General features: G+C 74.7%; 13 protein-coding genes and 1 pseudogene. 5 read left to right on the top strand and 9 right to left on the bottom strand.

Annotated elements, in window-relative coordinates:
• A partial coding sequence (locus EYA84_RS17165; RefSeq protein ID WP_131054075.1) for a hypothetical protein occupies positions 1-553 on the top strand: 553 nt, incomplete at its 5' end.
• Positions 554-590: 37 nt separating this feature from the next.
• On the opposite strand, the gene EYA84_RS17160 is transcribed toward EYA84_RS17165, so the two are convergent.
• Positions 591-1,655: a LacI family DNA-binding transcriptional regulator gene (locus EYA84_RS17160; protein ID WP_161594990.1), complete on the bottom strand. Its 1,065-nt coding sequence runs from the start codon at positions 1,653-1,655 to the stop codon at positions 591-593.
• 7 nt (positions 1,656-1,662) lie between these two features.
• Complete coding sequence (locus EYA84_RS17155) at positions 1,663-3,081, bottom strand: dihydroorotase family protein (RefSeq protein ID WP_131054073.1); 1,419 nt, start codon at positions 3,079-3,081, stop codon at positions 1,663-1,665.
• On the opposite strand from EYA84_RS17155, the gene EYA84_RS17150 reads away from it, so the two are divergent.
• Entirely contained in the window at positions 3,072-3,851 is a 780-nt protein-coding gene (locus tag EYA84_RS17150; protein WP_131054072.1) for an SDR family NAD(P)-dependent oxidoreductase, read from the top strand. The two genes, EYA84_RS17155 and EYA84_RS17150, sit on opposite strands and share 10 nt — an antisense overlap.
• 5 nt (positions 3,852-3,856) lie before the next feature.
• On the opposite strand, the gene EYA84_RS17145 is transcribed toward EYA84_RS17150, so the two are convergent.
• Genes EYA84_RS17145 through EYA84_RS17130 form a run of 4 tightly spaced genes read right to left on the bottom strand, consistent with a single transcriptional unit; the run spans position 3,857 to position 7,354 of the window.
• Entirely contained in the window at positions 3,857-4,888 is a 1,032-nt protein-coding gene (locus EYA84_RS17145; RefSeq protein ID WP_161594989.1) for an iron-containing alcohol dehydrogenase, read from the bottom strand.
• Positions 4,889-4,911: 23 nt separating this feature from the next.
• Entirely contained in the window at positions 4,912-5,967 is a 1,056-nt protein-coding gene (locus tag EYA84_RS17140; protein ID WP_236145815.1) for a Xaa-Pro peptidase family protein, read from the bottom strand.
• The gene (locus EYA84_RS17135; RefSeq protein ID WP_131054069.1) at positions 5,964-6,755 is read right to left on the bottom strand and encodes an SDR family NAD(P)-dependent oxidoreductase; all 792 of its coding nucleotides are present in this window, start codon (positions 6,753-6,755) and stop codon (positions 5,964-5,966) included. Before EYA84_RS17135 ends, EYA84_RS17140 begins: the two co-directional genes overlap by 4 nt.
• Entirely contained in the window at positions 6,752-7,354 is a 603-nt protein-coding gene (locus tag EYA84_RS17130) for an ABC transporter permease (RefSeq protein ID WP_161594988.1), read from the bottom strand. The genes EYA84_RS17135 and EYA84_RS17130 overlap by 4 nt, the downstream gene beginning before the upstream one ends.
• Positions 7,355-7,367: 13 nt before the next feature.
• Between EYA84_RS17130 and EYA84_RS32500 the strand changes: the two genes are divergently transcribed.
• From EYA84_RS32500 to EYA84_RS17120, 3 genes are read left to right on the top strand one after another with little or no spacing between them, the layout of a single operon-like run.
• Positions 7,368-7,589, top strand: coding sequence for a hypothetical protein (locus tag EYA84_RS32500; protein ID WP_161594987.1), 222 nt, complete (start codon positions 7,368-7,370; stop codon positions 7,587-7,589).
• Positions 7,586-8,335 carry a polysaccharide deacetylase family protein gene (locus EYA84_RS17125; protein ID WP_131054067.1) on the top strand — a complete coding sequence of 250 codons (750 nt, stop codon included), beginning with the start codon at positions 7,586-7,588 and terminating at the stop codon, positions 8,333-8,335. The genes EYA84_RS32500 and EYA84_RS17125 overlap by 4 nt, the downstream gene beginning before the upstream one ends.
• Positions 8,335-9,141 (top strand): BTAD domain-containing putative transcriptional regulator, encoded by an 807-nt coding sequence (locus EYA84_RS17120; RefSeq protein ID WP_131054066.1) that lies wholly within the window; start codon positions 8,335-8,337, stop codon positions 9,139-9,141. The genes EYA84_RS17125 and EYA84_RS17120 overlap by 1 nt, the downstream gene beginning before the upstream one ends.
• 13 nt (positions 9,142-9,154) lie before the next feature.
• Here EYA84_RS17120 and EYA84_RS17115 read toward each other — a convergent pair whose 3' ends face one another.
• The 3 genes and pseudogenes from EYA84_RS17115 to EYA84_RS33510 all read right to left on the bottom strand — a co-directional run.
• Entirely contained in the window at positions 9,155-9,787 is a 633-nt protein-coding gene (locus EYA84_RS17115; RefSeq protein WP_131054065.1) for a trans-aconitate 2-methyltransferase, read from the bottom strand.
• 46 nt (positions 9,788-9,833) lie between these two features.
• Positions 9,834-10,829 carry a lysylphosphatidylglycerol synthase domain-containing protein gene (locus tag EYA84_RS17110; protein WP_236145814.1) on the bottom strand — a complete coding sequence of 332 codons (996 nt, stop codon included), beginning with the start codon at positions 10,827-10,829 and terminating at the stop codon, positions 9,834-9,836.
• Positions 10,826-11,160, bottom strand: a pseudogene (locus tag EYA84_RS33510) (hypothetical protein); the annotation flags it as partial. The pseudogene EYA84_RS33510 and the gene EYA84_RS17110, both read right to left, overlap by 4 nt.

Below are 11,160 nucleotides of genomic sequence, written 5' to 3'. Positions count from 1 at the left end.
GCCCGCGCTCGACCCCGCCCAGGCCGCCGCCCGCAGTCGGGCCCGCCTGGTCGCGGCCGTGGAACGACTCCCGGTCGGTGCCGGCGTGGTGGCCGAGGTACGCCGCGCCCGGTCCCGTGGCGCCCTCCGGGGCACCAGCGCGGTCCAGCCGTGGGAACGGCTGGACCGGGCGGCGTCGACCCTGGCGTCCATGGGCGGCCGGCTGACCGGCTTCGCCGAACCCGCCGTCGCCGAGGCCACCGCGGCCGAGCAGTCGCTGCGCGAGCTGGCGACCCGGGTGGCGAGCGTGGAACGTGCGGTACGCCTCGCGCCACCCGACGCGCGTCCCGCGCTGGCCGAGGCGCACGAGGCGCTGACCGGGCAGTTGGACGCCGGTGTGGGGGCGTACGAGCGGCTGGTGGTGGCCGCCGCCGGGTATCTGGCCGAGGAGTACCGGCCGAACAGCGAGCACCCTTCCGCGGCGCGGCTGACCGAGGCCACGGACATGCTGCACGGTTTCGCGTCGGCGCTCTCGGAGCTACGGGCCGTCGGCCGCCCCGCCACCACCACCTGACCGCCGGACCCCCGGATCGACGTGCTCGGGACGTCGTCTACCCGCTCTGCCCGGTGTCCTGTGACGGGCAAGGGCGGACCGGTGCGGTCGAGGCGCGTACCACCAGCCGTGGGGTGAGCCGGACCGAGTGGTCCAGCGCGTCGCCGTCGGTGAGTGCCTCGACCAGCAGGGTCGCCGCCCGACGGCCGACGTCGAAGTAGGGGACCCGTACCGTGGTCAGCGCCGGGTCGACGCGGTCGGTCAGCGGCATGTCGTTGTAGCCGACCACGCTGATGTCCCCGGGGCAGCTCAGGCCGGCGGCGCGGATCGCGGCGTAGCAGCCGAGCGCCATCATGTCGTTGCCGGCCAGGACCGCGGTGGGTGGCTCGTCGTCGGCGAGCAGGGCGGCCAGTGCGCTCTCGCCGTCCCGTTCCGAGTAGCCCTCCCGGGCGACGACGTAGCCCTCGGGCACCGGCAGGCCCCGGTCGCGCATGATGTGCTGGAAGGCGACGTACCGTTCGTGCCCGGCCGAGGTCCAGAGGGGTACGCCGAGGTAGGCGATCCGTCGATGCCCGAGGCCGATCAGGTGGTCCAGCGCCTGTGCGACGCCGACCGATTCGTCGACCGTCGCCGACGGGACGGTGGTGGCGTCGACCTTGCGGGACATCATCACCACCGGCACTCCGGACGCGGTCAGCTCCACCGGCAGCGGCTGGTCCCGGCGGGCGGTGGCCAGGATGATGCCGGCGACCCGCCAGGAGAGCAGCATGCCGAGGCGTTTGGCCTCGGCCACCGGGTCGTTGTCGGTGTCGGCGAAGAGCGTGGTGTAACCGTGCCGGGCGAGCACCTGCTCGGCGCCGCGCACCAGCGGTGGCATGACCGGGTTGGACATGTCGGGGATCAGCACGCCGATCGCCGCGCTGCGGTGGGTGCGCAGGCTCCGGGCCATCTGGTCGGGTACGTAGCCGAGTTCGGCGGCGGCCTGCCGGACCAGCGCCTCGGTGCGGGAGTTCACCGGCCGGCTCTTGGAGCCACTCAGTGCGCGCGAGGCGGTGGCCAGGTGCACGCCGGCGACCCGAGCCACGTCCCGCAACGTCGGCTGGGTGCCGTGGGTACCCGTCACAGTCGTCTCAACCCCGTCCCGGATTCGTGTCGCCGGCACCCGGCCGACGGACGAAATGTCCGCCACCGGGCTCCAGGATCTCACCATCGTGGACGATCGGTCGTCCCCGCAGCCAGGTGGCGTGCAGCCGGCCCCGCAGGGTTCGTCCGTGCAGCGGGCTCCACCCGACCTTCGACCGCATTGTCGCCTGGTCCACCCGCCAGCTACCGGCCGGGTCGAAGAGGACCAGATCGGCGTCGGACCCCGGCGTCAGCCGGCCCTTGTGGGGCAGCCCGAGGATGCGGGCCGGGGCGCCGGCCACCGCGTCGACCAGCCGCTGCGGAGTGAGGTCACCGTCGAGCATCGCCGCGTAGGCGAGCGGCAGGGACGTCTCCAGCGCCGGGTATCCCGGCGATGCCGCCCAGGCGTCGTCGCGGCCCCGGTCCTTCTCGGCCCGGGTGTGCGGCGCGTGGTCGGTGGCGACGGCGTCGACCACCCCGTCGGCGAGGGCGCTGAGCCACCGCCGCCGGGCCGTCGCCGAGAAGACCGTCGGCAGCACGTAGACCCCCTGCGTCACCAGGTCCTCCTCCTCGCTCAGGGCCGGGAAGCAGGTCTCCGCCGTCAGTCCGGGATGCCCGGCCCGTGCGCGGGCGAAGAGGTCCAGGGCGTCGAGCCCGTACGCGCTGAGGTGGGCCAGGTGCACCCGCTGTCCGGTGGCGGTGGCGAGGTCGAGGACGGTCCGCAGGCCGGACAGGTTGCCGGGTCCCCGGGTGACCTCGAGGACGGCGGCCGGGTCGCGCCGCCCGGCGGCGATGAGCCGGTCCCGGTGGGCGTCGCTGGCCTGCTGGTCGCCGACGTGCACCGCGACCGCCCAGCCGAGCCGGCCGGAGACCTCCAGCACCCGTGCGACGGCGGCCGCGTCGGCGGAGTAGAGCTCCTCGAAGCCGGGGGCGGTGGCCATGTAGATCTTGACGCCGATCGCCCCGGCGTCCGCCATCGCGGCGAGCGCGGCCGGGTCGGTGCCGCCGGCCCAGAGCGCGAAGTCCACCGTGGCGCGTCCACTCCAGGAGGTGATCTTCTCCCGGTAGCGCGCGACCGAGGTGACCTGCGGCTGGGTGCTCGGCATGTCGCAGACCAGGGTGGTGCCGCCGGCCGCTGCGGCGGCCGTGCCGGTCTCCACCGTCTCCTTGTGGGTCTGTCCCGGATCACGCAGGTGCACGTGCAGGTCGATGGCGCCCGGCAGGACGTCGAGGCCGTCGACGTCGACGATCGTGCCGGCGTCGACGGTGCCGACCGGCTCGACCGCCCGGACCCGCTCACCGGCGACCACCAGGTCGACCACGGTCGGCGTGGCGTCGGCGGTGAGCAGCCGTCCGCCCCGCAGCACGGTGAGTTCCCGCACTTCACCACGGTGACCTGCGTTGATAGCGTCGCCGAATGACGTCATCCGAGAATCCTTCCGATTTCGGTGGGGGGCGCGTCCCGGCCACCGTGCTGGTCACCGGCGCCGCCTCCGGTATCGGACTGGCCTGTGCCCGTCGCCTCACCGCCGAGGGCCACCGGGTGGCGCTCGTGGACCGGGACGGCGACGGACTCGCTGCCGCGTCGCGGGCCTGCGGTACGCGGGGCGTGAGCGTCCACCAGGCCGACCTGACCGATCCGGCCCGGGTGACGGCGGTCGTCGCCGAGGCGCTCGCCGCCCACGGCGACCTCTCCGGTGTGGTCAACGCCGCCGGTGCGGTCCGCGCCGGCTCGGTGGTGGACACCACCGACGAGGACTGGCGGTGGAACCTGGACACCAACGTGTCGACCGCCTTCCACGTCTGCCGCGCGGTGCTGCCGCACCTGGTGGCGCGCGGCGGCGGCGCCGTGGTCACCGTCGCCTCGCTGACCGCGCTGCGCCCCATCCCGCAGCGCGCCGGCTACGCCGCCGCGAAGGGGGCGGTCATCGCGTTCACCCGGCAGCTCGCGCTGGAGTACGGCCCGTACGGCGTCACCGCCAACACCGTCTGCCCGGGAGCGATCCGTACCCCGCTGCTCGCCGCCCGGCTCGACCGGGAGCCGGCCGTGGAGGCCGAGTTGACCGCCCGGGTGCCGTTGCGCCGGGTCGGCGAGCCGGCGGAGCTGGCCGGTCTGGTGCACCTGCTGGTCACCGGCGGCTGCGACTACCTCACCGGTCAGACGCTGACGGTCGACGGCGGGCTGAGCCTCGTCTGAGCCGTTCACGGCCCCGCCCAGGCGCGGCGCAGCAGCTCGGTCAGCGTCGCCTCGTCGACCGGCCCGGGCAGCCACGGCATCCCGGAGCTGCGCATCGCTGCGGGGACCGCGGCGCGGACCTGCTCCCACGAGAAGCCGGCGGCGCACAGGGTCCGGGGGACTCCGGCGAGGTCGGCGAGGTCGGTCAGCCGCGCGGCGACGGCGTCCGCGCGGGGCGAGGTGCCGAGGGGACCGGCCACCGCCCGCCAGTCGACCCGGTCCCCCCAGTACGCGACGACGTGTGGCGCGAGCAGCACGTTGACCGCGTCGTGGGTGCGGCCGGCGTGGGCGCCGAGCGGGGATGCGGCGGCGTGGGCCAGTCCGAGTCCGGTGGCGGCGAACGCCTCGGTCACCAGCCCGGCGCCGACCACTCCGGCCAGGTCGTCGTTCGGCGCGTCCCGGCACAGCGCGGACAGGCCGGCGGCGGCGAGTGCCCGCCCCCACTCCTGGGTGCGCCGGCTCAGCAGCACCTCGACGGCGTGCACGATGGAGTCGGCGCGGTGCAGGTGGCGTACCCGTTGCGGTCGGCGGGAGAGCGCGGCGGCGTCGAGGAGCACCCCGGCGTCACCGAGGGCCGGGTCCGGTCGGCTCACCCGGCTGCCGTCCCGGCCGTAGAGGCTGGTGAAGGGGGCGAAGGCTCGCCAGGGCTCACCGCCGACCGGTGCCAGCAGCAGCTCCGGCCCGGCGGTGCCGAGTCGCCACGCCTGCTTGGCGACGTCCAGGGTCGAGCCGTCGCCGACCGCCACCAGCCGTTCGGGGCGGTTCCGGTCGAGTCGGACGGCGAGCGCCTCGGCGTCGGCGAGCCGGGGCGGGTATGCGACCCGGACCACGTCGCCGGGGGTGCCCGCCGTCGCGGCGACGTCCCCGCCGGCCGGATCGAGCAGGGCGAGGTCGCCGGGGCCGAGGGTGAGCGTGCCGGTGTGGATCACGCCTCGGAACGCGACCCGGTGTTCCCCGGTCGACGGGGTGGGGTGCGGGCCGGCGTGGGGGACCTCCACGCCGGCCCGCGGGTCGACGCCGCTCACAGCTCGCGCAATCCCGGATCCGACGTGGTCAGCGGCGTGCAGCCGGTCTCGGTGACCAGCACCGCGTCCTCGATCCGGGTGCCGCCCACACCGGGTACGTAGACCCCCGGCTCGATCATCACGACCATGCCGGCTTCGAGCACGGTGTCGTCGTGCGGCGAGAGCAGCGGGGGCTCGTGCTGGTCCAGGCCGATGCCGTGGCCCAGCGAGTGCTTGAAATAGCCGTCCAGGCCGTATCCGGCCAGCACCTCCCGGGCCACCGCGTCGACGGCGCTGGCCCGGACCCCGGCCCGGACGGTCGCCATCGCCCTGCCGTGTGCCTCCCGGACGGCCGAGTGCAGCCGGTGGAACGCGGCCGGTGCCGGTCCGAGGTGGAAGGTGCGGGTGATGTCGGCCCGGTACCCGCGCACCACCGGCGAGAGGTCCACCACCACGGGTTCGCCGGCCCGCATCACCCGGTCGGAGGCGGCACCGTGCGGCAGGGTCGAGCGCTCTCCCGAGGAGACCAGGATCGGGGCGGCGCTGCGCTCGGCGCCGAGGTGGCGCTGGGCGTACTCGATCTCACCGGCGATCTCGTTCTCCGCGCGGCCGGGCCGCAGCCACTCCGGTAGCCGGGCGACGAGCGTCTCGGCGAGTTCCGCCGCGTCGCGGAGGGCGCGCAACTCGTCGGTGTCCTTGACCGCGCGCAGCCGCTCGACGAGCCCCGCGCAGTCGACCGTCGCGCCCGGCTCGGGGAGGGAGAGGTACTGCTCGGCGGTGAGGTTGCGGGGGTCGATGCCGATCCGGCCCTGGTCGGCGCGCAACCGGTCGAGCATCGTGGCCCAGAGCCGGGGTGGGGCGCAGCCGCCGTCGACCGTGATGCCCTCGGCCTGCTGCGCCGCCTGGGCCGCGTAGCGGAAGTCGACCACCAGCACCGGCTCGGGGCCGAGCAGCAGCACTCCGGCGGTGCCGGTGAAGCCGGTGAGGTACCGCACGTGGGTGATCTTCGAGACCAGCAGCGTGTCGACACCGCGTGCGGCCATCTCCCGCAGCGCGGCGCGGCGGCGGTTCACGTGTTCCAAGAGGGTCCTCCCGCGGTGTATCCGCCGTCGACGACGAGCGTCGCGCCGGTGATGGTCGCCGCCCGGGACGAGCAGACGAAGGCGATGGTCTCGGCGATCTCCTCCGGTTCGGAGAGACGCCCGATCGGCTGGAGGGCGGCGTGCGCCCGTTCGGCGGCGGCCGGGTCGGCGGCTCGGGCGTACCCCTGGCGGACCAGGTCGGTGCGGGTGGCGCCGGGGCAGACCGGGACGACCCGGATGCCGTCGGCGGCGCACTCCACGGCGAGGGTGCGGGCCAGTCCGAGCACCCCGGCCTTGGCCGCCGCGTACGCGCTCCGGCCGGGAAGCCCGACCAGCGCGGTGGTGGAGGAGACCGGCACGATCACCCCGCCGCCCCGGCGGCGCAGTCGGGGTACGGCGGCCCGGCACCACCAGAAGGTTCCGGTGAGGTTGGTCGCCAGGGTGTCGGCCCAGATCTCGTCGGTGGTCTGGTCGATCGGGTCGATCCGACCGATGCCGGCGCAGGTGACCAGGGTGTCGAAGCCGCCGAAGCGGTCCTCGACGGCCGCCGCCGCCCGCTCGGTGGCGGCCGGGTCGCGGACGTCGGCGTCGAGGGTGAGCACCGGATGGTCGGCGTCCCGCAACTCGGCGGCGAGTGCCTCCAGGGCCGGACCGGAGCGGTCGACCAGGGCGAGGTGGTGGCCGTCGCGGGCCAGCCGGCGGGCGACGGCGGCACCGATGCCGCCGGCCGCACCGGTGATCACGGTGACGGTGGGTTCCGTCCGGTCTCGTGTGCTCATCGGCGGCGTTCCCTCCCTGAGTGCAGGCCCGAGACCGCCGAGGTGCCGGCCGTCGCCATCACGACGGCGACCAGGGCGAACGTCGCGCCGATCAGGATCGTGGAGAGCGCGGCGAGCGTGGGGTCCTGATAGCGCTGCAGGTACTGGTACATCGACACGGGCAGGGTGAGCTGGTCGGGGGAGACCACGAAGACCGTGGCGTCCACCTCGTCGAAGCTGATCATGAAACAGAGCACGTACGCGGCGAGCAGCGATCGGCGTAGCTGGGGCAGGGTCGCCGAGACGAAGGCCCGCACCGGCCCGGCGCCCAGGTCCCGGGCCGCCTGCTCGTAGACCAGGGGAATCCGCACCAGGGCCCCGCCGACGATGTTGACGGTGAAGGGGAGCAGGAGCACCAGGTGCAGGCCGACCAACGCGCCGTCGCTGCCGTAGAAGCCGGCCTGCAGGAAGAGGATGAACGCGCCGAGCCCGATCGCGACCTTCGGCACGATCAGGGGAGCGAGCAGCAGCGACTCGACCAGACCCCGGCCGGGGTAACGGAACCGGGTCAGCGAGACCGCGGCGGCGGTGCCGGCGACGCTGCCGACGGCACCGCTCACCGGCGGGTGGCCGGTGCTGTCGCTACTGTTCCTCGTCCTGTTCACGGTCGCCGAGCCCGCGCTGCTGCGGTTCGTGCTGCGTCGACGCGGGCTGCCGTTCACCCTCTTCTTCTTCGCCGTGCACCTGCTGGTCCAACTCGCCGTCGTCGGCGGCGCCGTGGTCGGCGGGATCCGTCACCTCACCGACCGCGACTTCGGGCCGAGCCGGGCCACCGCGGCGAAGACGTCCCGATGAGCGCCCGCCGAGGACCCGTCACCCGACTCGGCGCGCACCTGCACGCACAGGCGTTGCACTACCTGCTGTTCGCCTATCGCGGCGGGCAGACACTGCGCCGTCACGCGGCCCCCGGCGGCCCGCGCTGGCCGGCGTTCGGCCTGGCCGGGGAGGAGGTCGCCCTCACCGTCGACGACGGGCCGCACCCGCAGTGGACGCCCGCCCTGCTCGACCTGCTCGACCGGCACCGGGTACGCGCCACCTTCTTCCTCATCGGCGACCGCGTCCGGGAACACCCGGACCTGGCCCGGCGGGTGCTCGCCGCCGGTCACCTGATCGGCAACCACTCCCGCTCGCACCCGCAGCCGTTCGCCGCGCTGTCCCGACCCGCGATCGTCGCGGAGATCGCGCAGACCCAGCGCGACATCGAGGACGCCACCGGGGTGTCGCCGCGCCTGTTCCGCGCGCCCGGCGGCAACTGGTCGCCGACCGTCCTGCGGACCGTCGCCGAGCTCGGCCTCACTCCTGTCGACTGGACGGTGAACCCCAGTGACTGGCGTCGTCCGGGTGTCGCGCGGATCGCCCGCACGCTGTCGCGTACCCGGCCCGGGCAGATCATGCTCTGCCACGACGGCGGTGGCGACCGGTCGCAGACCGTCGCCGCCCTGGCCGAGGTGTTGCCCGGGCTGACCGCCCGTGGGCTGCGCTTCGTCACCGTCCCCGCACACGTGACGCCCCGGCCGCGCCGGGTGGGAGAAGGCCCCTGATGTCGCAGAGTGAACTGTCCATCCTGCTCCTGGGTCCGGTGCGGGCCCGGCGGGGAGACACCGTCCTGTACCTGGGTACCCCCCGGCAGCGGGAGGTCCTGGCGGTGCTGGCGATGCGCAGCGGCATGGTGATGTCCGTCGCCCAGATCGTCGAGGCGATCTGGGTCGGTCGGCGGCCCGACTCGGTGGAGAACATGGTGCACACCTACATCGGCCGACTGCGTCGGGCCCTCGAACCACCCGGAGACCGTCCGGCGGTGGCCCGCGTGCTGCGCTCCACCCGACCCGGCTACACCCTCGACGTACCGCCCGACGCCGTGGACACCGTCCGCTTCGAGCAGGACGTCCGCCGGGCCCGGGCGGCCCGCGCCCAGGCGGACCTGACCGACTCGCTCTACCTGTTCCAGGCCGGTCTGGCGCGCTGGTCGGGCCGGGCGCTGCACGAGGCCACCGGCCCGCTGGCCGAGGCCGAGCGGATCCGGCTGACCGAGCTGCGCCAGGACGTCCGGGAGGAGGTGACCGGCGTACGGCTGTTGCTCGGCGACATCGAGAACGTCGTCGCCGAGCTGCGCTGGATGCTGGCCGAGCACCCGATGCGGGAGCGGCTCTGGGAACTGCTACTCATCGCGCTCGGGCAGACGTCACGGCGGGCCGAGGCGCTGACCGCCTTCCAGGACGCCCGGACCACGCTGGCCGACCGGCTCGGCGTCGAACCGGGACACCGCCTCCAGGACCTGCACCGCCGGCTGCTGCGCAGCGAGCCGGTGACGGTGTGGCCATGGTGGGAGCGGCGCGTGCCGGTGTAGGCCCCGGTGGGGCTCAGGGCTCCGCGACGGCGGCGGGGGTGAGGACGAAGAAGGCGTCCCGCCCGGCGTCACCGGTCTCCGGCGGTCGCCAGGTGGTCACCTCCAGCCCGCAGTCCCGGATCACCGCCACGAACTGCCGGGACCGCTGCACGTCGTAGATCTGCACGAGGATCCGTCCCCGCGCGGTGAGCATCCCCGGCAACCGGCGCAGCAGGTCCGCCGCCTCCGGCACGGACAGGTAGTAGATGACCTCGCGCAGCAGGATCGCGTCGTACCGGTCCGGCGGCGTGTACGTGCGGATGTCGGCCACCGCGTAGGACGCGTCCGGCCGACGCAGCGCCCGGGCCGTCCCGATGGCCCGCCGACTGATGTCCACCCCGTGGTAGTGCCGGTAGCGGCCCCGGCGCAACGCCAGGTTGACGCTGGTGCCGCAGCCCAGGTCGAGGATCGCCGGTTGCGGCGCCCACGTCTCGATCAGCGACAGCGGCACGCTCCCGTCGCCGGCCTCGTCGAGGTATCCCCACATCCCCAACGCGTACTGGGCGTCCCAGAGCACCGCGTTCAGCCGTGGACTGCGCCGTACCAGCGCCCGCACCGGTGCCCCCAGCAGTCCCGCCGTCGTCCGTAGTCTCGACACGTCCCTCACCGACCTCCTCCGCCGGGCCCGCCCGGCGGCTGTCAACACGAACGGCTCACCCGACCGGTGCCGACCGCTCGACCGGGACCGGCCCGGTGAGCACCAGACCGTCGTGCCGCAACCGGCGCCGGTGCAGATACTGGGCCAGCAGCAGCCCTCCCCCACCGACGGCCACCTCGCTGAGCGCGCAGACCAACCGGCTGACCAGCACCACCGGGGTGGCCACGGCCACCGGCAGCACGGTGGACAGCCCGAGCATCAGCACCGCCTCCCGGACACCCAGGCCGTCCGGGGCCACCATCACGGCCAGCCCGGCGACGGTCGCGGCGGCGAACCCGGCCACGCAGACCAGGTAGGACCGCAGCGGCGGCGCGCCGGCCGCCACCGCGAGCAGCCACAGGTGGTGCCCGGAGACGAACCAGGACAGCGACTGCGCGCCGATGGCCCGTCGCAGGCCCGCCGGAGAGGCGCGCACCTGCGGCGGTGGACGCCGCAGCAGCCGGGCCACCAGGACCAGCGCTTTGTCGAGCAGGTCCGGCCGGACCACGAGCACGAGCAGTGGGACGCTGGCCAGCAGCAGCCACCAGGTGGCGCCGGACAGCACCGCCGGACCGGCGGCGACCCCCAGCGTCATGCCGGTCATCGCCACCACCGCCCAGCTCAGCAGGAACACCCCGGCCAGCCGGACCGGCCCGACCTCGATCTCCCGACCCATCCGCAGCAGCACCGGCAGGGCGACCAACCGACCGGGCACGAACTTGGTCAGGAACCCCACGAAGAACAGCCGGTACGCGGTCCACCGGTCCACCGGCGCACCCAGGTCGACGAAGATGGCCCGCCAGGACGCCACCCCCAGCAGCAGCCCGACGGCGTTGACCAGCAGGGCCGCGCTGACCGCCGCGCCCACCCGCCACGGGTCCAGGCGACCGGCCAGCGTCGCTACCGGCGTCCAGTCCTGGGAGCGGACGAAGAGCACCAGACCGACGGCCAGCGCCACCACGAAGGCGACGGTGAAGGCCCGGTTGAGCCACCGCCACCAGCCGCCGCTCACCGGTGCGGTTCCACGGTGACCGGGCGGGAGCCCCGGGCGCGTACCCGACGCGACAGCGCGGCGCAGATCCCCAGGCCCATCCCGACGCACTCGGTCAGGTGGGTGAGCAGGCGCATCCCGGCGGCGTAGAGCGCGAACCGGGACCCCCGGTGCCGCGCCGCGAACGCCAGCAGGGCCCGGTCGGCCACCCCGACGGTCACCAGCAGGGCCAGCGGCAACACCACCAGCCCGGGTGTCACCAGGACCAGCGGCGCGGTGGCCACGGCCAGCCCGGTGCCGGCCATGCCGACCACCGCGCCGACGTCGACCCGGTGCGGCGGACGTCCGTCGG

This window comes from Verrucosispora sp. SN26_14.1, assembly GCF_004307965.1.
Taxonomy (GTDB): Bacteria; Actinomycetota; Actinomycetes; order Mycobacteriales; family Micromonosporaceae; genus Micromonospora.
The sequence above is the reverse complement of the archived record's forward strand: the minus strand, read 5'-3'. Positions and strand labels throughout refer to the sequence as shown.